Annotated in this window: 22 protein-coding genes; 15 read left to right on the top strand and 7 right to left on the bottom strand. The window is 65.9% G+C overall.

What is annotated here, in order from left to right:
- Nucleotides 1-44: 44 nt before the first annotated feature.
- The 7 genes from ACYX4S_RS12205 to ACYX4S_RS12175 all read left to right on the top strand — a co-directional run bounded on the left by ACYX4S_RS12205 (nt 45) and on the right by ACYX4S_RS12175 (nt 5,343).
- A complete protein-coding gene (locus tag ACYX4S_RS12205) occupies nt 45-554 on the top strand; it encodes an NUDIX hydrolase (protein WP_476360366.1) in 510 nt (169 codons plus the stop codon).
- 65 nt (nt 555-619) lie between these two features.
- Nucleotides 620-2,107, top strand: a complete 1,488-nt coding sequence (locus ACYX4S_RS12200; protein WP_476360365.1) for an inorganic phosphate transporter — start codon at nt 620-622, stop codon at nt 2,105-2,107.
- 49 nt (nt 2,108-2,156) lie between these two features.
- A complete protein-coding gene (locus tag ACYX4S_RS12195; protein ID WP_476360364.1) occupies nt 2,157-3,551 on the top strand; it encodes a DUF2157 domain-containing protein in 1,395 nt (464 codons plus the stop codon).
- Nucleotides 3,551-4,108, top strand: coding sequence for a GDYXXLXY domain-containing protein (locus tag ACYX4S_RS12190; protein ID WP_476360363.1), 558 nt, complete (start codon nt 3,551-3,553; stop codon nt 4,106-4,108). The genes ACYX4S_RS12195 and ACYX4S_RS12190 overlap by 1 nt, the downstream gene beginning before the upstream one ends.
- A gap of 115 nt (nt 4,109-4,223) precedes the next feature.
- Nucleotides 4,224-4,664, top strand: a complete 441-nt coding sequence (locus ACYX4S_RS12185; RefSeq protein WP_293722549.1) for an RrF2 family transcriptional regulator — start codon at nt 4,224-4,226, stop codon at nt 4,662-4,664.
- A complete protein-coding gene (locus ACYX4S_RS12180) occupies nt 4,661-5,113 on the top strand; it encodes a group III truncated hemoglobin (protein ID WP_476360362.1) in 453 nt (150 codons plus the stop codon). The genes ACYX4S_RS12185 and ACYX4S_RS12180 overlap by 4 nt, the downstream gene beginning before the upstream one ends.
- Entirely contained in the window at nt 5,110-5,343 is a 234-nt protein-coding gene (locus tag ACYX4S_RS12175) for a hypothetical protein (protein WP_476360361.1), read from the top strand. The genes ACYX4S_RS12180 and ACYX4S_RS12175 overlap by 4 nt, the downstream gene beginning before the upstream one ends.
- A gap of 117 nt (nt 5,344-5,460) precedes the next feature.
- Here the strand turns inward: ACYX4S_RS12175 and ACYX4S_RS12170 are convergent, their stop codons facing one another.
- Nucleotides 5,461-7,278: an ABC-F family ATP-binding cassette domain-containing protein gene (locus tag ACYX4S_RS12170; RefSeq protein ID WP_476360360.1), complete on the bottom strand. Its 1,818-nt coding sequence runs from the start codon at nt 7,276-7,278 to the stop codon at nt 5,461-5,463.
- Between the two features lie 137 nt (nt 7,279-7,415).
- On the bottom strand, nt 7,416-8,150 hold the full coding sequence (locus ACYX4S_RS12165) for a FadR/GntR family transcriptional regulator (protein WP_476360359.1): 735 nt from the start codon (nt 8,148-8,150) through the stop codon (nt 7,416-7,418).
- Nucleotides 8,151-8,353: 203 nt separating this feature from the next.
- On the opposite strand from ACYX4S_RS12165, the gene ACYX4S_RS12160 reads away from it, so the two are divergent.
- Nucleotides 8,354-9,082, top strand: a complete 729-nt coding sequence (locus tag ACYX4S_RS12160) for a L,D-transpeptidase (protein ID WP_476360358.1) — start codon at nt 8,354-8,356, stop codon at nt 9,080-9,082.
- A 72-nt stretch (nt 9,083-9,154) separates the two neighbouring features.
- On the opposite strand, the gene ACYX4S_RS12155 is transcribed toward ACYX4S_RS12160, so the two are convergent.
- The gene (locus ACYX4S_RS12155) at nt 9,155-9,865 is read right to left on the bottom strand and encodes a GntR family transcriptional regulator (RefSeq protein ID WP_476362863.1); all 711 of its coding nucleotides are present in this window, start codon (nt 9,863-9,865) and stop codon (nt 9,155-9,157) included.
- A gap of 215 nt (nt 9,866-10,080) precedes the next feature.
- Between ACYX4S_RS12155 and dctP the strand changes: the two genes are divergently transcribed.
- The 5 genes from dctP to ACYX4S_RS12130 all read left to right on the top strand — a co-directional run bounded on the left by dctP (nt 10,081) and on the right by ACYX4S_RS12130 (nt 15,934).
- Entirely contained in the window at nt 10,081-11,085 is a 1,005-nt protein-coding gene (dctP, locus tag ACYX4S_RS12150; RefSeq protein WP_476360357.1) for a TRAP transporter substrate-binding protein DctP, read from the top strand.
- A 148-nt stretch (nt 11,086-11,233) separates the two neighbouring features.
- Nucleotides 11,234-11,719: a TRAP transporter small permease subunit gene (locus tag ACYX4S_RS12145; RefSeq protein ID WP_293722536.1), complete on the top strand. Its 486-nt coding sequence runs from the start codon at nt 11,234-11,236 to the stop codon at nt 11,717-11,719.
- On the top strand, nt 11,716-13,032 hold the full coding sequence (locus tag ACYX4S_RS12140) for a TRAP transporter large permease (protein WP_293722533.1): 1,317 nt from the start codon (nt 11,716-11,718) through the stop codon (nt 13,030-13,032). Before ACYX4S_RS12145 ends, ACYX4S_RS12140 begins: the two co-directional genes overlap by 4 nt.
- Nucleotides 13,029-14,420 (top strand): malonyl-CoA decarboxylase, encoded by a 1,392-nt coding sequence (locus ACYX4S_RS12135; protein ID WP_476360356.1) that lies wholly within the window; start codon nt 13,029-13,031, stop codon nt 14,418-14,420. Before ACYX4S_RS12140 ends, ACYX4S_RS12135 begins: the two co-directional genes overlap by 4 nt.
- On the top strand, nt 14,417-15,934 hold the full coding sequence (locus tag ACYX4S_RS12130) for a malonate--CoA ligase (protein ID WP_476360355.1): 1,518 nt from the start codon (nt 14,417-14,419) through the stop codon (nt 15,932-15,934). The genes ACYX4S_RS12135 and ACYX4S_RS12130 overlap by 4 nt, the downstream gene beginning before the upstream one ends.
- Before the next feature lie 99 nt (nt 15,935-16,033).
- Here the strand turns inward: ACYX4S_RS12130 and ACYX4S_RS12125 are convergent, their stop codons facing one another.
- Both ACYX4S_RS12125 and ACYX4S_RS12120 read right to left on the bottom strand, forming a co-directional pair.
- Nucleotides 16,034-16,624 (bottom strand): rhodanese-like domain-containing protein, encoded by a 591-nt coding sequence (locus ACYX4S_RS12125; RefSeq protein ID WP_476360354.1) that lies wholly within the window; start codon nt 16,622-16,624, stop codon nt 16,034-16,036.
- Between the two features lie 126 nt (nt 16,625-16,750).
- Nucleotides 16,751-18,532 (bottom strand): methyl-accepting chemotaxis protein, encoded by a 1,782-nt coding sequence (locus ACYX4S_RS12120; protein WP_476360353.1) that lies wholly within the window; start codon nt 18,530-18,532, stop codon nt 16,751-16,753.
- A gap of 313 nt (nt 18,533-18,845) precedes the next feature.
- Between ACYX4S_RS12120 and ACYX4S_RS12115 the strand changes: the two genes are divergently transcribed.
- Entirely contained in the window at nt 18,846-20,330 is a 1,485-nt protein-coding gene (locus ACYX4S_RS12115; RefSeq protein WP_422068246.1) for a helicase HerA domain-containing protein, read from the top strand.
- A gap of 10 nt (nt 20,331-20,340) precedes the next feature.
- Here ACYX4S_RS12115 and ACYX4S_RS12110 read toward each other — a convergent pair whose 3' ends face one another.
- Nucleotides 20,341-20,541, bottom strand: a complete 201-nt coding sequence (locus ACYX4S_RS12110; protein ID WP_476360352.1) for a hypothetical protein — start codon at nt 20,539-20,541, stop codon at nt 20,341-20,343.
- Complete coding sequence (locus ACYX4S_RS12105) at nt 20,538-21,074, bottom strand: Lrp/AsnC family transcriptional regulator (protein ID WP_422068247.1); 537 nt, start codon at nt 21,072-21,074, stop codon at nt 20,538-20,540. Before ACYX4S_RS12105 ends, ACYX4S_RS12110 begins: the two co-directional genes overlap by 4 nt.
- Nucleotides 21,075-21,289: 215 nt before the next feature.
- Between ACYX4S_RS12105 and ACYX4S_RS12100 the strand changes: the two genes are divergently transcribed.
- Entirely contained in the window at nt 21,290-22,573 is a 1,284-nt protein-coding gene (locus ACYX4S_RS12100; RefSeq protein WP_476360351.1) for an APC family permease, read from the top strand.
- Nucleotides 22,574-22,645: the final 72 nt, after the last annotated feature.

Here is a 22,645-nt window from a genome sequence, read left to right as displayed (position 1 = left end):
TCTGTCTTTCTTTTCGAAAGCCTAGCTCTGAAAGGCCTCCAGAAATGGCCCTGGCCGACGTGACCCTTCCCAAGCTGCCGACCCGTTTCGACCGGGTGCTGGAGAAGGTGCGTCTGCTGCTCGGCGGCAAGCCCGAGGCCGTTCAGGTGGCGGCTCTCCCCTGGCGGAGAAACGCGGAAGGGCGCGTCGAGATCCTCATGGCGACGAGCCGCGACACCGGGCGTTGGGTCCTGCCCAAGGGCTGGCCGCACAAGAAGCTCTCGCTGGCGGGATCCGCCGCGCAGGAGGCCTGGGAAGAAACCGGGTTCACCGGCGCCGTGGGCGAACGCGCTCTCGGAAGCTTCCGCTACCTCAAGGGGCTCGACAGTGGCTTCCAGCGCCGGGTGCGGGTGCATGTCTTTCCGCTTCGCGTCGAGGCGCAGGAGGACAACTGGCCGGAGCAGGGGCAGCGTTCGCTGCGCTGGTTCGAGCCGGACGAGGCCGCCCGTCTCGTCCATGAGCCGGAACTTTCTGCTCTTCTTCGTAACAAGACTGTCTTCGACCGTCTGGCATGATGGATTCTCGTGACCGGGTACGGGATCCGGTCGAGCGATCCGGAAAACGCCAGCCGGAGCCGAAGATGACGGGTTCCACGTCGGGGCGTAGTGCGCTCGACAAGGATCTGGACAAGATCACCTATGCGGAGGAGGCGACCGTCTTCTTCGCAAGGTCGCGCATCGCGATTGCCTGCGGTGCGGCGTTCCTGCTTGCAGTCTTCCTGATTTCGGCCGTCGTCCTGCAGAGCCATCCCCAATGGCTGTTGCTGACCGCCGCGCTGGCGCTCGGCGGCTACATGGCGCTGAACATCGGCGCCAATGACGTGGCCAACAACATGGGGCCGGCGGTGGGGGCCCGCGCGCTCACCATGGGCGCGGCCCTGCTGATCGCGGCAGTCTTCGAGGGCGCGGGAGCGCTGCTCGTCGGCGACCGGGTCGTGGACACGATCTCCACCGGGCTCCTGAACTCCGATGTATTCCAGAACGCCGGCGATTTCACGCTCGCCATGCTGGCCGCCCTTGTCGCGGCAGCGGTGTGGGTCAACATCGCCACGCTGATCGGCGCGCCCGTCTCCACCACTCATGCGGTGGTGGGAGGTGTCCTGGGCGCGGGGATCGGGGCCGTCGGCCTTGGCGCGCTCTCCGGGCCGACGCTGTTGCTCGTCGCCATGTCATGGCTTGTCACGCCGCTTGCCGGAGCGCTCGTCGCGGCGGCGATGCTGGCGGTCATTCACCGGGGCATCGTGCAGCGCGAGGACAGGGTCGCGGCGGCACGGACCTGGGTGCCGGTGATCTTTGCCGCGATGGCTGGAACGTTCACCCTTTACATGCTTGTCGTCGTTCCGCCGCGCAGCGGCGGTGTCTCCGCCGCCGTCATGGGGGCGGCCGTCGCGATCGCGGGTCTGGGCGCCTATCTGCTGGCGCGTTCGGTGCTGGACCGCCTGACGGTGGCGAAGGGGGATGAACTGCCGACCCTTCGCCAGCTCTTCCGCGTGCCGCTTGCCGCCGCCGCCGCGCTGCTTTCCTTTGCCCATGGCGCGAACGACGTCGCCAATGCGGTCGGTCCGGTCGCGGCGATCTTCGCCGTGGTGGAGTCCACGCCGGGAGCCGAGCATCTCGAGTTCGGCATGTCCGTGCTTGCGATCGCCGCGCTGGGCATCTGCCTCGGCGTGCTGCTGTTCGGTCCGCGTCTGGTGCGCATGGTCGGCGAGCGCATTACCCGGCTCAACGCGGTGCGCGGCTTCTGCGTCGTGCTCGCGACCGCCACGGTGGTGCTGATGGCCAGCGCCTTCGGGCTTCCCGTCTCCTCGACGCATATCGCGGTTGGCGCGGTGTTCGGCGTCGGGTTCTATCGCGAATGGGTTTCCAACAAGGGGCGTGGTTCCCGCGCCAGGTCCTCCGACCAGCAAACGGACGCCGACGGCATGGATCGTGCGCCCGACCTGCATCGGCGTCACCTCGTGCGCCGCGCCCACCTGCTGACGATCGTCATGGCCTGGGTCGTCACCGTTCCCGCCAGCGCGGTCATCGCCATGGTTGCGCGCTATTGTCTTCAGATGATAGTCGGCTGAACCGTCGCAATTTTGACGCGATGGCATCCGATCAGTCCCTCTGGTCGGAATGGTCCGGGGAGCACGCGTCATTTCCAGGTATCGAACTCGCCTTCTTGCAGATCTCGAACGCTGGCAGGCCCGCGGCTGGGTGAATGCCGAGGGGGCCGGGCATATCCGCAAGGATGTGGCCGAGGCATCTGGAGGCGCAAGCCGGATTCCGGGCCTTCTCGCGTCCATCGGCGTCATCTGTCTCGCACTCGCGGTTGCCGCCTTCGTCGCGGCGAACTGGGAGGCGATTCCCCGCGTGGCGAAGCTTTCCGGCATTCTGGCCCTGCTCGCGGGTACCCATGTGCTTGCCGGTGTCGCGGCGAGCCGGGGGCGGCGCCTCGTCGCCGATCTTCTCACCATGTTTGCCACGCTGGTCTTCATGTCGGGCCTGGCGCTGGTCGGACAGATGTATCACCTGCCCCAGGACTGGCCCGCCGGCGCGATGCTGGTGACGGTCGGCAGTCTAGCCGCCGCCTGGCTCTGCGGATCCCGCGCGAGTCTCGTTGTTGCCGCGCTGGCGTCGATGTCCTGGGTCGTGGCGCACGGTGAAGGTGCGGACCCGACGCCGGTCACGGCGACGATCGTGGTGGCGCTGCTGCTGGCGACGGCCCTGCACGCGGTCCGCTATCCGTCTGCGGCCGGCCGATGGGCCGTGCTTCTTCAGGCCTGCGTCTCCTACGGCTGGCTTCTGATTGGCGACGCATCGGACCCTGTCCTCGCGGAGGAGACGCTGGCGGCCGTGGTCTTCTATTTCGGCGGCGCGGTTTTCGCCGCGTCGCTTGTTCTGTGGGGCTGGGCCGGAGCGGGTATGCCCCGGGCCTCCCGGACTTCGTCAGCCGGTGACCGGCATCTGCTGTATTCCGCCGATCTCGCCGGGGCCGCGGCATCGCTTGGCGTCTTCATGATTGCCGTTCTCGCGCTGACCGCCGTCACCCTCGGCGTTCCGCAGGACATGCCTCCGCTGGCGGTGCTGGCGTCCTTCCTGTCGCCGCTGGTCTGGGTGCTGCTTCTCGCCTCGCTTGTGCCGACCGGTCTTCTGCTCTGGTCCCGTGGGAACGCACACGCGCCGCTGGCGGTGATTTGCATCGCGTTTTCCGGGCTGGTCCTGGCCGTCGTCGTTCTGGCCCTGCCGCACCGGGAGATCCTGCAGACGGTCCTGGCGCTCGTGCTGATGCTCGGCATCAGCATCGCGGGCACTGCGATGTCGTCGCGCATGTGGATCGCCACCGGCAATCTGTCGCTTGCGGCCGGGCTGCTCTATGTCTTCTGGCGCGCCGTCGGTTCGCTGCTCGGGCAGTCGATCTTCTTCATGATCGCCGGTGTCGTGCTTGTCGTCACCGCTCTTCTGGTGTCGCGGCGCATGAGCCGGAGAAAGGCCGTGCCTGAAGATACGGCCGGGGAGGGAGGCGAATGATGGCCCGCGCACGCCGCATCACGGCCCGGCCGCTCGTCCTCTGGGGCCTCGCGGCATTCATCCAGATTGGGCTGATCCTGACGACGCTCGGCGAACGCCTGATCGTGCATGCGACCGGTAACGAGGTGACGCTCGCGCTGCGTCCGGTCGACCCGCGTGACCTGCTGCGCGGCGATTATGTGATCCTCAACCCGCAGATCGGGCGTGTGGCCCTCGACCTTGCAAGGGACACCGGCGAGTTTCGTGCCGGCGACGAGGTGTGGACGGTGGTCGAGGCCGACGAGGATGGCGTCTCACGCGCCGTCGAGATCCTGCGAAGCCCGCCGCAGGACGGCCGCCGGGTCTTTGCCGGGCATGTCAGGTCGGTGTGGCAGGACGTCGTCAACATCGACTACGGCCTGACCGCCTTCTATGTGCCGGAGGGACGGGGACGCGAGATCGAGCGCCTGCCGGGCGACACGCTGCGCCTTGTGGTCGCCCTTACCGCGGACGGGAAGTCGGCGCCGCTCCGGCTGGTCGCCGACGGCAAGACCCTTCTGAGCGAGAGCGCGTTCTGACGGCAGCTCGTGATCCGTTGGGTCACCCGTAAAATATGCATCCGTAATACCTCTTTGTTGCGATCGTGATGTAAAAGAGGTATCTCATATGCATGATTAAGCAGGAGATGCCCGGATGCGCCTGACCCTTCACACCGATTATGCCCTGCGCATGATGATGCAGCTGGCCCTTGCCGGCGAAGGGCTGGTGACGATCGCCGATGTGGCCGCGCGCTACGACATCTCGCGAAACCATCTGATGAAGGTTGCCGGAACGCTGGCCCAGGCCGGTTTCGTGGAGAGCCAGCGTGGCCGCCTCGGCGGATTGCGTCTGGCCCGCCCGGCGGGCCGTATCAGCGTCGGTGCCATCGTGCGTGAACTCGAGCAGCGCACGGCGCTCGTCGAGTGCTTTCCTGGCGGCAACGGCATGTGCAGGATCGCGCCCGCCTGCAGGTTGAAGCGGGCATTGGCGAAGGCGCGGGAAGCCTTCTTCTCGGTTCTCGACGACTACACACTCGAGGATCTCGTCGGCGGAAATGCTGGCCTTCGGGATCTTCTGACGGGAGAGGCGGCATGAGCGACATTCGCGTGCGCAGCGCAAACGACAGGCGGCGGGACATGCGACTGGCCGCCGGACGTCTCGGGGTCGACGAAGCCTATATCTCGACACTCGTCGAGACCTTCTACGACCGCGTGCGGTCGGATCCCGAACTCGGGCCGATCTTCGCGCGTGCCATCCCCGGCGACTGGGGGCCGCATCTTGCGAAGATGAAGGACTTCTGGGCTTCGGTCGCGCTCGGCGACACCCGCTATGACGGCCGCCCGGTGCCCGCGCACCAGAAGCTGTCCGATCTCAAGCCGCCGCATTTCGCGGTCTGGCTGGCGCTGTTTCACCAGACGTTGCGTGACACCGCGCCCTCGCCGGAAGCCGTGGACTTTTTCATGGAGAAGGCCCGGCGCATCGCCCAGAGCCTGGAATTCGCCATCTCGGGCGTGCCGCCCATACTGAAGGAGAGACGGACATGACCTTCGCAGCATTCGCCGTGCTTGTCGCGGAAGCCGGGGCGTTTCTGTTCTTCACCGCCTACCTGGGTGTCCTGACGCTTGGAAGCCGCGACGATGACGAGGCGCCGCGCGCACCCGTTCTCGACGCGACCGGCCGCTCGCTCTTCACCGCCGCGCGAAGCGCTTTCGCGACCGGCATCCTGGCCGTCGTGGCCCTCACCGTCTGGACAGTCGCAGGGAGCCTGGCATGACCCGTACATCCCCGACATGGAACACGCTCTGGCCCTGGCTCCTGCTGTGGGGCGCCGCGCCAATGCCGCTCTACATCTGGCTCGCCGTGGGGCTCATTCTTTGAGGTGTGACCGCCGTCAGCCGGCCGCATCCTCTTCCGCCAGCATTTCCAGCTCCAGCCAGGTGTCCTCGGCGTCCGAGAGCTTCGACTGGAGGTCGGTGAGCTTCGCCATCAAGGTGTCGAACCGCCTGGGCTCGCGGGCGTAGAGGTCCGGATCTTCCAGCTCGCCCTGAAGCTTCGCGATCTCGCGATTGAGCTTCTCGATCTCGCCGGGAAGCGTCTTGAGCTGGTGCTGCTGGGAGAAGGTAAGCTTCGACTTCTTCTTCGGACGCTCGGATGTCGTCTCGGCCTTGGCCGTCGCAGATTTCGGCGCAGGCGCGGCCTGCGCCTTCCGCGCCGTGACACCGGCGCCGCGCTGGGCAAGCATGTCCGAGTATCCGCCGGCATATTCGCGCCACAGGCCGTCACCTTCCGCGAAGATCACCGACGTCGCGACACGGTCGAGAAAGTCGCGGTCGTGGCTGACGAGCAGCACGGTGCCCGGATAGTCGGCCAGCATTTCCTGCAAGAGGTCCAGCGTCTCCAGGTCGAGATCGTTGGTTGGCTCGTCGAGCACCAGAAGGTTCGAGGAGCGCGCCAGCGCGCGGGCGAGCATGAGACGTCCGCGCTCACCGCCCGACAGGGCGGAGACCGGCGTGCGGGCCTGTTCGGGCGAGAACAGGAAATCCTTCATGTAGGAGATCACGTGTCGCGGCCCGTCGGGCAGCATCACGGTGTCGCCGCCGGAACCGGTAAGGACCTCGGAAACCGTGTCATCGTCCTTCAGCGAGGCGCGGCCCTGGTCCATCGTCACCATGGTCAGCGACGTGCCGATGGTCACCGATCCGGTGTCCGGCTCGAGCTCTCCCGTCAGCATCTTCAGAAGCGTGGTCTTGCCGGCGCCGTTGGCGCCGACGAGTCCCACTCGGTCACCGCGCAGGATTCTGGTCGAGAAGTCGCGCACGATGGGACCGTTGCCGAAATCCTTGGAGATTCCGAAGGCCTCGATGACACGCTTGCCCGAGACCTCCGTCTCGCCGACGGAGAGCTTCACGGTGCCCTGCGGCCCGCGATGATTCTTCTTCTGGGCGCGCAGGTCGGCGAGTTCGCGCACGCGGCGCATGTTGCGCTTGCGCCGTGCCGTCACGCCGTAGGTCATCCAGTGTTCCTCGCGCTTGATTTTCTGCGCGAGCTTCTGCTGGTCGCGTTCCTCCTGCTCGAAGACCTCGTCCCGCCAGGCCTCGAAATGGGCGAAGCCCCTGTCGAGGCGGCGCGCGATGCCGCGATCGATCCACACGGTCGCGCGGGTCAGGTCGGAGAGAAAACGGCGGTCGTGGCTGATGAGCACCAGCGCCGACTTCATCGAGGCAAGCTCTCCCTCAAGCCACTCGATGGCGGGAAGGTCGAGGTGGTTCGTCGGCTCGTCGAGCAGCAGGATGTCCGGCTCGGGGGCGAGCGTCCGGGCAAGGGCGGCGCGACGCTTCTCGCCACCCGAGAGGGCGGCCGGGCTCTCGTTTCCGGTAAGACCCAGCACCTCGAGCAGATACTGGACGCGATAAGGCTCATCGCCGGGCGCGAGGCCGGCGCTTGCATAGTCCAGAACGGTCTCGTGGGCGGAGAGGTCCGGTTCCTGCGGCAGGTAGCGGATGGTCCGGCCGGGCTGCACGAAACGCTCGCCGCTGTCGGCCTCGATCATCCCGGCGGCGATCTTGAGCAGGGTCGACTTGCCGCAGCCGTTGCGTCCCACAAGGCCGATCCGGTCGCCTTCTCCCACCTGCAGCTCGGCGGAGGTCAGCAGCGGCGTGCCTCCGAAGGTGAGTGCGATGTCGCGAAGGTGAAGCAGGGGAGGGGCCATGTAGTCTCGCGTTGCAGGCTGTGGAACAGGTGATGTCGCGCTGGCGGACGAGCGTCCGCGTCGCGGCATTGGTAAGAGAGGACGAGGCGGGGCACAAGATGGTGAGGTGAGAGCCGGAGGCCGGTGCGCCGACGGCCTCAGCCCGTGCGAAGGGCCCCTGCACGTACCAGCATCGCGCGGGTCAGGCCGATGAGCTCCGCCATGGCCGCGCGGGCGCCCTCCGCGTCGCGGCGTTCGATGGCCTCCAGCACGTGTGCGTGCTGGGAGATGGCGATCGGGTCGGTCACGCGGGGATCGGAAGTGATGACGATCGAGGCGCGCAATGCGTTCTCGATGCAGGCACCGAGACCGGAGATGAGCGCATTGCCGCTGCTGGCAAGGATCAGGCGATGAAAGCGCACGTCTGCGTCAAGGGTTTCGGGCGTCCGGGCGCCGTCGGCGATCCCCATGGCGTGAAGTGCCTCACGCATCTCGGAAACGGTCTGCGCGTCGGCGTGGCGCGCGGCAAGGGCTGCGGCTTCCGGCTCGACCAGTTCGCGAACCCGGACGAGTTCGCCCAGGATGATGTGCTGCGGCACCACCTTGCGCCGCCAGGTGAGCATGTCGCTGTCGAGGAAGTTCCAGTCGACCGACGGGCGAACCCGCGTGCCGTGCTTGGGACGGGACGAGATCAGGCCCTTTCCGACGAGAATCTGCAGCGCCTCGCGCAGGCAGGTCCGGCTGACCCCGAGTTCGCCGAGCAGGTCGGCCTCGGTGGGAAGCGTGTGGTCGGCAGGGTAGGTGCCGTCGAGGATACGCAGCGCGATCGTTTCGGCCACCGCCGCCTTCAGCGTTGTCCGGCGGCCGTCCATGTCGTCTTCGAGTACGGTCATTTCACCCAGGATGGGTCCCCGCTGGTCGGATGGCGTGATCCAGGGGGCCTAAGGAGCGCGCCGATGCGAAATGTAGGCTTCTTGGACGGTTTGTCACGGCCAAACAATCTCGGCAAGCGTTGCGCGCCTGCACTCGCTTCGTCCCGCATGATGCGATAGAAGAACCGCGTGTGTCGAGGCGGCACCTTCTGGAGCGAGAATTCATGGCGTCGAACGAGGACGATCTTGCAGGAGCCGGCGTGCTGAGCCGGCGGGCCTTTGTGGTCGGATTGCCGCTTGTCGTGGCCGCCTGCCAGTCGACGGGCGTCTCCACGAACACGGCCGCGAGCCTGACCGGGGCGAGCCATCCGCCGCTTCCCGGCGACGATTTCGACTATGCGGCGGCCTATGCGGCGCGCACGGACTACGATTTCAAGGTCCCGGCCATTCCCTACAAGAACTTCGACCGCAAGTACTGGCGCCAGGTCGTCGACTACGACGGCGGGCAGCCTTCGGGAACCGTGGTTGTCGATCCCTATTCCAAGTTCCTGTATCTGGTCCTTCCGGGCGGCAAGGCGCTGCGCTACGGCATCGGCGTCGGCAAGGCCGGTTTTGCCTGGTCGGGCGATGCCAAGATCCGGGTCAAGCGCGTGTGGCCGCTCTGGCGCCCTCCACGGGAGATGATCGCGCGCAACCCGCACCTGGAGAAATACTGGAAGGACGGCTATCCGCGCGGCCCCAAGAACCCGCTCGGCGCGCGAGCGCTGGACCTCTGGCAGGGCAACGTCGACACGCTGTATCGCATCCACGGCACCAAGCAGCCCTCGAGCATCGGGCGCAGCGTGTCGTCCGGCTGCATCCGCATGTGGAACCAGGACGTGATGGACCTGTTCGAGCGCGTGCCGACCCACACAAAGGTCGTGGTGCTGTCGAAGGCGCAGAAGACGTCCTGATCTGGAGGCCGGTTTGCGGTCGCGTTTCTGAAGCCGGGCAGGGCGACCTGTCCGGCTTTTTCGCATCCGCGATCAGGTGGTGGGGCGGCTCTTTCCCGCAGCGGCGAGCGAGGCCACGAAATCGTTGAACCGCTCGCCCTGGATAAGCACATGCGCGCGCAACGCGGCGTCGGTCGCCGCCGTGTCGCCGGCAATGATTGCGTCTACGATGGCCTGGTGCTCCGAAAACGAGTTGCGCACCCGGTTTCCGACACGAAGCTGAAGCCGCCGGTAGGGCTTGAGCCGGTTCTGCAGCGCGCGGGCCTGCTCGGCCAGAAACGCGTTGCCGCTCATCCGGTAGATCGTGTGGTGGAACGTCTCGTTCGCCATGAAGTATTCGTTCTGGTCGCCGGAACGGGCGGCGTCCTCGCAGGCGCCATGCACGGCCTGCAGCTCCCTGTGGTCGTCACCCGTCATGCGGCGCGCGGCCAGACGGCCGCACATGGCCTCGAGCTCGGCCATCACCTCGAACATTTCGATCAGAGCCGGAATGCCGATCTCGCGCACGAAGGCGCCACGACGCGGACGGATCTCGACAAGACCGGAGGCGGCGAGTTCGATCAGTGCCTCGCGAATGGGAGTGCGCGAAACGCCGAAGCGGCGCGCCAGGGAAACCTCGTCAAGACGCGTTCCCGGAGGATACGCACCAAAGGCGATATCGTCCTCAAGCGCCTCGCGCAGGGCACGGGCTGCCCGCAGTGCCGGCCGGGAAGGGGCGGTGACGTCGTCCATGGCCACGAACATATGCAATAAGATTGCTCTTGTATACAAAATGCGTTGACTTGGATGCGCACCGCGTGATTGCCTTGACGCACGACGGAGGGGAAACCTGCATCCGAAGCAGGCCTGCGTTCGAACCAGAGGGGATCGGCCTGGAGGAGGCCGTTCCGTTTCGCGCCGGCGGAGGAGCCGGCCAGGCCGGAGGCGCGATGCCGCCGGTTGTCGAAAGGGAGGACGACATGCTCAAGACTGTGACGCGGCTGGCGCTCGGGGTAACCACGGCGCTGGCGCTTTCAATTCCGGCTGCCGGTGCGGCTGACGTGAAACTCAAGGCCTCGCACCAGTGGCCCGGCGGCAAGGGCGACGTGCGCGACGAGATGGTGCAGATCCTGGCGCGCGAGGTGGCCAAGGCGGACGTTGGCGTCGAGATCGTGATCTATCCGGGGCAGTCCCTGTTCAAGGCGCGCGAGCAGTGGGGCGCCATGACCAAGGGCCAGCTCGACATCTCCGCCTTTCCGCTGGACTATGCCTCGGGGCGCCATCCGCAGTTTTCGGCGACACTGATGCCGGGGCTCGTGCGCAACCACGACCGCGCCGCCCGCCTGAACACCTCGCCGTTCATGGACGACATCAAGAAGATCGTGAATGACGCGGGTGTGGTGGTGATCGCGGATGCGTGGCTCGCCGGTGGGTTCGCGTCCAAGAAGCAGTGCATCACGTCGCCCGAGTCGATGCAGGGCCAGGTGACGCGCGCGGCCGGTCCGGCGTTCGAGCAGATGCTCGTGGGGGCTGGTGCGTCGATTTCCTCGATGCCGTCCTCGGAGATCTACACCGCCCTGCAGACCGGTGTTCTCGACGCGGCCAACACCTCATCCGGCTCGTTCGTCTCCTATCGCATCTACGAACAGACCACCTGCCTGACGGCTCCGGGCGCCAATGCCCTGTGGTTCATGTATGAGCCGATCCTCATGTCCAAGCGCAGCTGGGACAAGCTGTCCAAGGAGCAGCAGGACGCGCTGATGGCCGCGGGCAAGGTGGCCGAGGACTATTTCGCGGCCGAGGCGAAGGGGCTCGACGCGAAGATGATCAAGGCCTTCAAGGACGCGGGCGTGGAAGTGGTCGAGATGTCGGCCGACAACTACGACGCCTGGCTCGCGATCGCCAAGGAGACCTCCTACAAGAACTTCGCCGACAACGTTCCCGGCGGCGAGGAACTGATCGCCAAGGCGCTCGCGGTCGACTGATCGCGGCGGGTTCGCCTTGTGCCCGTCGGCTGGCGCCGACGGGTCTTTCCCTCCGGGGCCGGTCTGACCGGTCCCGGCCTTTCTCTCGGCACGTACGCCGGCCTCGTGCCGATGCGCGCGGGCCCGACCGTAGCCGAAGGCCGTCCCGATGACCTTCTATGTCACTGCAATCACGGCGCTTTCGCGCGCGCTTGGCGCTGCCGCGATGCTGCTCACCGCCTCCGCCGCGCTCGTGGTCACCCACATGGTGATCGTGCGCTATTTCCTTAACGGCTCCACCATCTGGCAGACCGAATACGTGATCTACGCCCTGGTCGCCGCCACCTTCCTCGGTTCGCCCTACGTGCTGCTGCACAAGGGGCACGTGAACGTCGACGTGGTGCAGACGAGCCTTCCGCTCCCCGCACGCAAGGCCATGCAGATCCTGTCCGGCCTCTTCGGCATCGCCTTTTGCGCCCTGCTTGCCTGGTCCGGCTGGATCTACCTGCACGAGGCATGGGCCTACGGCTGGCGGACGGACACGGTCTGGGCGATCCCGTTGTGGATCCCGCTGTTTCCCCTGCCGCTCGGCATCGGCGTTCTGGTGCTGCAGTACATCGCTGAAATCATGAAGATCTGCGGAGTGGCCGAATGACACCGATGCTTTGGGCCGGGGCCGTTCTCGCCGTCCTGCTCTGTCTTCTCGCGCTCGGCGTGCCGATCGCCTTCGCGCTGGGCTTCGTCTCCATCGCGGCCCTCATTCTCGCCGATGGCTGGGGCAGTCTCAGCATTCTCGGGGAGACCTTCTTCGGCGGCCTGGCCTCCTTCGGCCTCGTCTCCATCCCCATGTTCATCCTCATGGGAGCGGCCGTGGCGTCCTCGCCCGCCGGCAAGGATCTCTACGAGGCCCTCGACCGCTGGCTGAACCGGGTGCCCGGCGGCCTCGTGCTGTCGAACCTTGGCGCCTGCTCGATCTTCGCCGCCCTGTCCGGGTCCTCGCCCGCCACCTGTGCCGCGATCGGCAAGATGGGCATCCCGGAGATGACCAAGCGCGGCTATCCCAACGAGATCGCGGCGGGCTCCATCGCCGCCGGCGGCACGCTCGGCATTCTCATTCCGCCTTCGATCACGCTGATCGTCTACGGCATCGCCACCGAAACCTCGATCGGGCGTCTCTTCCTCGCCGGTCTCGTGCCGGGCTTCATGCTCACCGCGCTGTTCATGATCTGGACGATCTACGACTGTCGCCGGCGCGGCGTCGGGCTGGACATGGTGACGCGACGCTTTTCCTTCGCGGAGCGTTTCGAGGTCCTGCCGCGTGTGCTGCCGTTCCTGGCGATCATCGTCGCGATCCTCTTTGTGCTCTATGGCGGTGTGGCGACGCCCTCGGAAGCGGCGGGCGTGGGCGCGCTGCTCTGCCTCGTGCTGGTGGCGGTGATCTACAAGCTGTTCAAGCCCTCGCTTTACACCGGGCTTTTCCGCGACACGCTGAAGGAAAGCGTCATGATCATGATGATCATCGGCGCTTCGGAGCTGTTCTCCTTCGCCCTGTCGTCGCTGTTCATCACCCAGACCATCGCCGCCTGGATCGCCGATCTGGACGTGAACCGCTGGGTGCTGATGGCGATCATCAACGTGTTCCTGCTGTTCGCGGGGTTCTTCCTGCCGCCGGTGGCGGTGATCCTGATGACGGCGCCGATCCTGCTGCCGATCATCATCCAGGCGGGCTTCGATCCCTACTGGTTCGCGATCGTGCTGACCATCAACATGGAAATCGGGCTCATCACGCCACCCGTGGGCCTCAATCTCTATGTTATCAACGGTATTGCACCAAATATCTCTCTGGGCGAGGTTCTGCGCGGCTCCATCCCCTATGTGGGCTGCATGGTGCTGGGCATCGTTCTGTTGTGCTTCATTCCGCAGATCGCCCTTCTGCTTCCCGACCTCGTGATGGGACCCGGTCAATGAACTCCACGAGCTTCTTCAACGACCTGCTCTCCTCGATCGCCGAGCAGGGCCGCCAGCTTCTCGATCTGCGCCGTGAGCGCAGCCCGAGCGGCCGGGGTCTCGGCGATCTGTGCGAAGCGCTCCTGTCCGGACGCGGAGAGGCGTCCGGCGTGGCGCTCGCGCGCGACATCCTGACAAGCTATGCCGCGCTCGACGCGACGGAGCGCAAGAGCTTCTTTCTCGAACTGCATGCCCGCTTCGGGGCCGACGGGGAGCGCGTGTCGGCAGCGGCCCGCGAGGTGCTGCAGGCGCCCGGGGACCCCGCGCGCCTGCGGGTGCTGCACGCGGCCTCCGAACCGCGCCGACAGGAACTCATCCGGCGGCTGAACCTTGCTCCCGGAGGGACCACGGCGCTGGTGAAGATGCGCAAGGACCTGCTGGGCCTCCTGCGCGACGCGCCTGAGCTGAAGGACATCGACGTCGATTTCGAGCACCTGTTCTCGTCCTGGTTCAACAGGGGCTTTCTGGTGATGCAGCGCATCGACTGGTCGACCCCGGCGGCGGTGCTGGAGCGCATCATCCGCTATGAGGCGGTGCACGAGATCCACGGCTGGGAGGACCTGCGGCGTCGGATCGCGCTGCCCGACCGCAGGCTCTATGCCTTTTTCCATCCGGCACTTGTCGACGATCCGCTGATTTTCGTCGAGGTGGCGCTGCTGCGCGCGATCCCCGACGCGATCCCCCCCATCCTCGCCGAGGACCGGGACGAGGTGCCCGCCGGCGAGGCGACGACCGCCGTCTTCTATTCCATTTCCAATTGCCAGGAAGGGCTGCGCGGCATCTCCTTCGGGAACTTCCTGATCAAGCAGGTGGTGGAGGAACTGCGGCGCGACCTTCCCGGTCTCAAGACCTTCGTGACGCTGTCGCCGGTGCCGGGCTTCCGCGCATGGCTGACACGTTCGGCCGAGGCCGGCGAGGGAAGCGTCGTGAAGAGCCTTCCGGCGGAGTTCCGCGCAAGCCTCGCCGCAAGCGACACGACCGATGCGGTCAACGCGATCCTTGATGACGCGGAACAGACGGAGGGCCTGCGCGAGCCGCTTCGCGCGCTGTGCGCCCATTATCTCGTTCGCGAGAAAAGCCGGGGCACCCGGCCGCTCGATCCCGTCGCTCGGTTCCATCTGGGCAATGGCGCGCGGCTGGAGCGCGTGCACTGGAACGCCGATCCGTCCGCCAACGGACGCCGTCAGTCCTTCGGGCTGATGGTCAACTATCTTTACGATCTCGGCGAGATCGAAAAGAACCACGAAGCCTTTGCCGCAACGGGTCTCGTCGCGGCGTCGAGCAGTGTCTCCCGACTGCTCAAGGCCGTGCCAGAACAGAAGAAACAGACACCGGACCCTGTCGAATGACGCAAGTGAACCATCTTTTCTCCGAGATCCGCGCCGCCATCAGTGACGGAAGCGCCCCTTTCATCGAGACGCCGGACGGCGCCACGCTGACCTATGACGGACTGGTCGAGCGGTCGGCCGCCTATGCCAACGCTCTGGTGGCCCTCGGCGTCACGCCGGGCGACCGCGTGGCGGTGCAGGTCGAGAAGAGCGCGGACGCGCTCATGCTCTATCTCGGTACGGTTCGCGCGGGCGGCGTCTTCCTGCCGCTGAACACCGCCTATACGCCCGCCGAGGTGGAGTATTTCGTCGGCGACGCCAAGCCCGCCGTCGTCGTCTGCGACCCCGCGCGCCGCGATGCCATTGCTCCGATCGCAGAAAAGACCGGTGCCCGGCTCGAGACGCTGGATGGTGCCGGCAAGGGATCGCTCAGCGCGGCTGCCGACGCGTCCGCGACCTCCTTCGAGGACGTGGCGCGCGGGGCCGATGATCTGGCCGCGATCCTCTACACTTCCGGCACCACCGGCCGGTCCAAGGGCGCCATGCTCAGTCATGAGAATCTGGCCTCCAACGCCCGGGTGCTGATGCGCGAATGGCGCTTTACCTCGGACGACGTGCTTCTGCACGCGCTGCCGATCTTCCACACCCACGGTCTGTTCGTCGCGACCAACGTGACGCTTCTGGCCGGCGGCTCGCTGCTGTTCCTGCCGAAGTTCGACCTCGACGAGATCCTGCGGCTGATGCCCAGGGCGACCACCATGATGGGAGTCCCGACCTTCTATGCCCGCCTGCTTGGAAGCGACGCGTTCACGCGTGAGCTCGCCTCGCACATGCGTCTTTTCGTGTCGGGCTCCGCGCCGCTTTCGGCCGAGGTGCACAAGGCGTTCAGCGCCCGCACCGGCCATGCCATCCTCGAGCGCTACGGCATGACCGAGACCAACATGAACACGTCCAACCCCTATGACGGCGACCGCCGTCCGGGCACCGTCGGCTTCCCGCTGCCGGGCGTGGATCTGCGCATCGCCGATCCCGAGACCGGCAAGGCCCTGCCCCAGGGCGAGGTCGGCGTGATCGAGGTCAAGGGCGCGAACGTGTTCAAGGGATACTGGCAGATGCCGGAGAAGACGGCGTCCGAGTTCCGTGCAGACGGTTTCTTCATCACCGGCGACATGGGCCGGATCGACGAGCGCGGCTATGTGTCCATCGTCGGCCGGTCGAAGGACCTCATCATTTCCGGTGGCTTCAACGTCTATCCGGCCGAGGTGGAAGCCGTCATCGACGAGATCGAGGGCGTCGCCGAAAGCGCGGTCATCGGCGTTCCCCATGCGGATTTCGGCGAAGGGGTCGTGGCTGTCGTCGCGCCGCACAAGGGAGCGAAGATCGACGCGGACGCGGTGATCACTCCGCTTGCCGACAAGCTCGCAAAGTTCAAGCAGCCCAAGAAGGTCTATGTGCTGGACGAACTGCCGCGCAACACCATGGGCAAGATCCAGAAGAACGTCCTGCGCGATCAGTTCAAGGACACCTTCGCCTGATCCCGCGTTGAAAGCCGCAATCCGGAAACCGCGACGGGCGGAACGGCAGTGCCGTTCCGCCCGTCTTTGATTCATCCGTCTCGTCTATGGGGCCACACCCTAGAACATGCCTTCGGCCGTCGTCAGGCCAAGCACCATCCAGTCCTGCATGCCGCCGCGATAGTAGTGGATCTTCTCGGCCGGATAGCCCTCGCGCACCATGGCCTTGATCGCGGTGGGGCTTTGCGGACAGGCGGGGCCGTTGCAGAAGGCGAAGACCTCCAGTGCAGAAGCGCAATCCCACTTTCCCTGTTCGCCGGTGCAGCCCAGTTCGTCGAGGCGCATGGAGACCTCGGTGTAGGGAATGTGGATCGAGCCCGGGATCGTTGCCTTCACGCGCCACTCCGTCGTGCGCATGTCCACGACCCGCGCATTCGGATCCTGCAGGGCCGCCAGCACTTCAAGCTCGCCGGCGGGCCGGACACCCGGGACCGGCACCAGCGGCTGCAGAACGCCGCCGATGAGCTGTGTCTCGTTGCGCGACCGGGTGATTTCGACCGGCCCGTCCTCGGTTTCGACGGTCATAGACGTTACGCCGGGACTGATCTGGAGGTCGTCCTCGGCAAGGGCGGGGGCTGCCTGCAGGGCGCAACCGAGCATCGCCGCCAGGCACAGGCGGCGGGAAAGGCGCGAAGGAAACCGTGTCATCATGTCATCCTCCCGAACGGGCCGCCTGGAGTTTGCGGCCTCTTTCTGACGAATGCATGATTTCGAATATGAGGACGAAGCGCAAGCGGGAAGACGCTCGCGGCGGTTGCGCCCCGCGTGGCCTGTCGCTCAGGCCGACGCCTTGCGCGCGAGGACCGGGGGAGGTGTTTCCCTTGCAAGCTCCGCCTCGAAAACGGCCGACAGTTCGTCAAGCGCCTGGATCACTGTCCGGCTGGCGCGATCAAGCTCGTGCAAGTGCCGTGATGTCGCCTCGTTGTCGCCCTTGGCATGGGCTTCGAGCGCCGCCTTGGCGGCCGCATGAACCAGCTTGTGTGGGGCATTGATCGCGGTGTAGGCGGGGTGTCGTCGCACGGCCTCGTTGTCGATGCTTTCGTACCAGCGCCCGAAGCGGCACATGTGATGGTCGGGAACCTCGCCGGTGGACCAGTTGTCGTGCCCGATGATGGTGTCCACCACGCGTTTCTTGAACAGGACGTGGTCGATTTTGGCCATCTCACACATGGATCGGCTGGAGGACGCGTCGAACCAGTTGCCCGCGGACGCGGCGAAACGGTCGTTGCTCGCCTGCAGCGTCTCGCTCATGGACACCAGTTCGCGATCGTTTTCCGCCGCCAGATCCGCCACGCCGTTGATGCTCTCGGCGATCTCCTGGCTGGAATCCTTCTGCTGCTGAAGGATTTGCGAGATTTCCTTCATCCGCTCGGAAACGTCGCCGATCTGGGACGTGATCTCGTTCATGCGCTCATGGGCGTCCGAGATCGTCTTCTGCCCGCGCTCGATGGCGTCGTTCGAACTGGCGATGGCCTGCTGCGTCGTGGTCATGCCGCTGCGAAGGGTCGCGATGCGGTCGGTTATGTCCTCCGTGGCCCTCGCCGCCTGGGTGGCCAGGCTCTTGACCTCCTGCGCGACAACCGCGAAGCCCTTGCCGGCATCACCCGCGCGCGCCGCCTCGATGGTGGCATTGAGCGCGAGCAGGTTGGTCTGGCTGGCGATGTTCTCGATCACGGACAGGAAGTCTTCGATCTGCTCGGAGGCACGCTGGAGTTCGGCGAGATTGGCCGCGCTTTCCCGGGAGGTGGCCGAGATGTCGCTCATGCATCCGGAGACCTCCTGCATTGCGCTCAGGCCTTCAAGAACGGCGGAGTTCGTCGCATCCGCCTTCGCGGCCGCGCCGTCGCTGTTGGAGGCGATCTGCTCGACCGAGGTGACCAGTTCGGTCGCTGCCGCGGAGATGGCCTGGCCGCTTTCACGGGCGCGTTTCGTATTGCGCGAGAAGGACGCCATGCCGATGGCCAGATCGTTCACGTCCGTGATCGTTCCGGCGAGATTGCGCAGGGAGACCAGCTCGGTGTCGGCGCGATGCTCCTCCGCGCGCTGTGCGAGAACGCCCTTCTCATAGGCGTCATACGACAGGATCATGTCGATGAAGATCCGGCCGACCAGCATCTGGACGGCCTGGGCAAGGCGCCCCGGCTGAAGCGGATAGGCACGTGCGAGAGCCGGAATTCCGTCCACCAGAAGGCGTCCATAGGCGGCGAGATACCACTTGGGCTCAAGGCCCGTGCGCACATGGGCCGCGCCAATCCGTTCCGAGCGCTCGACGATGGAGGGGCCGAGCGGGTGCGTGAAGATATGGCCCCAGTGAGAGGTCTGCGCCTTCTTCAGGTTGGCGACGCCCTTCTCGGACGAGCCGAGCATTCCGGCAAGCTCCGGCGTCTTCGCGATTGCCTCGTAGAAGGAATCGAGAATGCCGGGCATTGCGGGCTCGAGTTTTTCCCACGAGGCCCGGACGTCGCCCGTCTCGTGCGCATCGATGCCCAGGAAACCCGCTATTGCCTTGGCAAGGTCGAGGCCGGTCTGTCGATCTGTGGGCTGAGAGGGAGCGGTCATGAATAACACCTTGTGGATGTCGGGTTTTTCGTGACTTACAGGGCCTGCGGTAAACACGTAGCTAATGCCGTTGGGGCAGCTTGCAGGAGTTTTCGTTCGCCGGCGAATCGACGATACTTGGCGCCTTGTCACAAGTCCTGTCCGGCCAGGGGGCCGGCGAACCGTGCGCGACGTGTCGCGGGCGCCTGCGGTTTATTCCGAGGTGGGGGTGTGGCACTCATGGGCACATGGTGGCCCGGCGCCGTTGCAGGCGCGCGACCGGATTGGCCCTCCGGGCGGCGGCAAGGCGTATCAAGCGGATGACAGTTCACGGATGACAGTCAGTATCGACATGGGCGAAGTGATGGGGGGCGGCGTGTCCGGGCCCTGCGGCTTCGATCTGGAAGAACTTCTGGCGACTCGTCTGCTGGTGCAGGGGAACTCGGGGTCCGGCAAGTCGCATCTTCTGCGCCGTCTGCTCGAACAAAGCGCGGCCTGGGTGCAGCAGGTCATCGTCGATCCGGAAGGGGATTTCGTCACGCTGTCGGACCGGTTCGGCCATGTGGTGGTCGATGCGGCGGCGAGCGAACGGGATCTCGCGGTCATTGCCGCGCGTGTGCGTGCGCATCGTGTCTCCGTTGTGCTCAACCTGGAAGGGCTGGAGCCTGACCGGCAGATGAAGGCGGCGGCGGTCTTTCTCAATGCGCTCTTCGAGGCCGACCGTGACCACTGGTATCCGGTTCTGGTGGTGGTGGACGAGGCGCAGCTCTTCGCGCCGGCCGCCTCGGGAGACACGGGCGAGGATGCGCGCCGGGTCTCCCTCGGGGCCATGACCAATCTGATGTGCCGTGGCCGCAAGCGTGGGCTCGCGGGCGTCATCGCGACACAGCGTCTGGCCAAGCTGGCCAAGAACGTGGCGGCCGAGGCGTCCAATTTCCTGATGGGGCGCACGTTTCTCGATATCGACATGGCCCGTGCCGCCGACCTGCTCGGCATGGAGAAGCGTCAGGCCGAGTCCTTTCGCAACCTTGATCGCGGACACTTCGTGGCTCTCGGCCCGGCCGTCTCACGCCGGCCGCTGCAGGTGCGTATCGGGTCGGTCGAAACGGTCGGGCGGGGTGGTGGGCCGAAGCTGACGCCACTTCCGCAATCGCGCCCGGAGGATCTTCAGGACCTGCTATTCCAGCCGGCTTCGCAGGGCGAACGGACCGAGGCGGAGCGTCCGCCCGTGCAGGAGAGCGTTCCGGCGTCGGAGGTGCTTGAACGGCTGACCCGTCAGGCTTCGGCACGCGACGCACTCGAGTTTGCGCCTATCGAGAACGACGAGGCCCGCGAGAAGGCGATCGATGCCATCATCGGCGAGTTGCTCGAGGATCCGGAAGCCGCCTTCCAGCCGGTCGCCGCGCTTTATCAGGATTTTCAGGTGCGCTGCCGCATCGCAAGGCTGTCGGGCCGGCCGCTGGACCTTGCAAGCTTTCGCCAGCGCGTCGCACTGGCGCGGGCCGGAGTCTCCGACACGGATGTCGATCCCGAGATCTGGGCGACCGCCGAAGCCGTGGCCGCGAGTCTGCCGGAGGAGATGCGCGGCGTCTATCTGCTGATCGCCCGTGCGGCCTTGCAGGGGGAGCCGTGTCCTTCGGATCAGGAGATCGCCACGGCCTATGGTACCCGCTCGCCCGGCCGGGCACGTTGGCTTCTGACCCACATGGAAGAGCAGGGGTTCCTGGTCTGTGCCAATGACCTGCGGGGAAACAGGATCGTCACGCTGACGGACCTGGACCGCCAGACAGCGGCGCCGGCGGCGCGGGCCCTGCTTTAGGCTCCCGACCTTACTGGACGGACCGTGGCGGTCGGCGCGGAATGGCCCTGGTCGGGATCGAGGCAACGATCTCGAGGGATGCTGTCATGCCGTTTTCCTGCATGTAGTCGCCGATCAGGCTCAGGGCCTCGTCCACGTTGCCCTCGAAGATGCATCGGTTGATTTCGGTCGAGATCAGCACAAACGTATTTGCGCGCGTCTTGGTGTTCACGACATCTCCTCCTGCAGCCGCGGCTCCGCTTTTTCCAGGACATCCGGTGCGGGGATGCGTTGTGCCGTGCCGGGGGCGCCGTCCGTCCTGTGACGCCACTGGCGCAAAACCATTGCCGTGGACAGCGCCTGCACTTCCGGATGCCGGGCGAGGCGGTCGCGCAACTCCTCCAGCGTTCCGTCCGAGGCGCAACTCACAAGCAGCGTCATGTCCGTCTCTCCCGCGATGGACCATGCTCCAAGCACCTCCGGCCACGCCTCGATCGTCTCATAGACGGTCTTGCAGAACGGGCGTTTCAGCTTGAGGTGGAAGAAGGCGGTCGCCGCGGGCTGGGTCGGGCCGCTGGGGCCCGTATCGGCGAGCTTGATCGTGAAGGTCTCGATCACGCCGCGATCCACCAGCCGGTCGACACGGTTCTTCACGGTCATGCGCGAGACGCCAAGGATTGCAGCCAGTTCGGTGTAGGAACGGCGGGAGTCTTCCTCCAGCAGGCGGATCAGCTTGCGGTCCATCGGCGACAAGGCGATATCCATCGGTCCACCTTTCCCGCGCATGTGCGAGAGTTGATATATATTTGCAACTGATGCGAGAAATTTCTCGCATTTCGCAAATCTTTTGTCAAATCGCAAGGTACTCTCTCGCGCTTTGCCCAGCTATCCAAGGCGGTATCGGTGCCATGCCGGCCGGGGCTTTCGCAGGAGCAAAGGCAGGGGCATGCGGCAGACGTCCGGGAAGGCGGGAGAAGTCTATGTCGGGCTTGCGAAAGCCTTTGACGATTGCGCGCGGGATCGCGCTCATGCTCAACATCGTGATCGGGGCCGGCATACTGGCGCTCCCTGGCCTCGCGGTGAAGCAGGTGGGGGATCACGCCTTTCTCGCGTGGATCCTTTGCGCGCTGGCCTCGCTTCCGCTCCTGGGTGTCTTCATCGTGATGGGGCGGCGCTATCCGGACGCCGGCGGTATCGCCCATTACGCGATGATCGGCTTTGGCCGACGCGGGTACACCGTTGCCTCGTTCCTGCTTCTGGGCGCGGTGCTGTTCGGCCTGCCGTCCATTGCGCTCACCGGCGGTCACTATCTTTCCGGGGTTACCGGCCTGCCTCCCTTTGCAAGCGGTCTTCTCCTGCTCGCGCTTGCCACGGCAATGCACATGGCGCCGAGCGCACTGGTGTCGCGCGTCAACGCCCTCATGGCTGTGGTCATCACGGTGGCGATCGTCCTGCTGGCGCTGGCCGGCGCGCTTCTGGCCAATTCGGGCGACGAGGCGGCGCGCGTGTCTTCTCTGCTGCCCGAGACACTGGAACCGGCACGGGTGGTCTTGCCTTTCATGATGCTGTTCTTCGCCTTCACGGGCTGGGAAATGGCGGCAAACACGGCGGAGGAGTTCAGCAACCCGCGCCGGGACTTTCCGATTGCGATGCTGGCCTCGTTCGCGCTCACCGTCTCGATCTATCTCGTGATCGCCTTCGCGACCCAGCGCCTCGGCCTCGATGCGGGCTTCGAGACCGCGTTCGTCGATATTGCGCGCGTGAGCCTGGGCGCCTCGGGCGGCATGGCGGTTGCCTGGCTGGCGGGTGCCATCATCCTGGCGAACCTTGCCGGCGCGATCTGGGCCGTGTCGCGAATGCTCTATTCCCTGAGCCGCGAGGGCATTCTGCCGGCGTTTGTCCGCACGACGCGCGGGGGGAGCCCCTGGCTTGCCGTTGGAATGACGTCGCTCGCCCTTGCAAGTGTCTTGTGTGCCAGCGGAGCCGGTCTGTTCCACCTCGACTGGATGCTCGCCCTGGCGGGACAGAACTTCCTCATCCTCTACGGGATTGCAGCGCTGTCCTTCCTTCGCATTGCCCGCAATGCGGCCGAGGTCCTGCTGGCGGTGCTCGCGGGAGCGCTCGCCGTCTATCTCGTCGTCGCTCACGGACTGGCACCGGCCTACCCGTTGGCGCTCGTGGTCGTCGCCCTGCTGGTTGCCGGCGCATGTCGTCCGGCCCCGGCCCGGTCGGCGCCACCGGAGGAGGTGCGCGGACCCGCCTGAGCGGTGGCCCTGCGACGATGAGGCAGGGAAATGCAAGGTCTTTACGGTTTCGACATGTCGTCCGGTTACCGA

The organism is Stappia sp. ABD4_338 (genome assembly GCF_056312175.1).
This window is presented reverse-complemented; position numbering and strand designations above follow the sequence as displayed.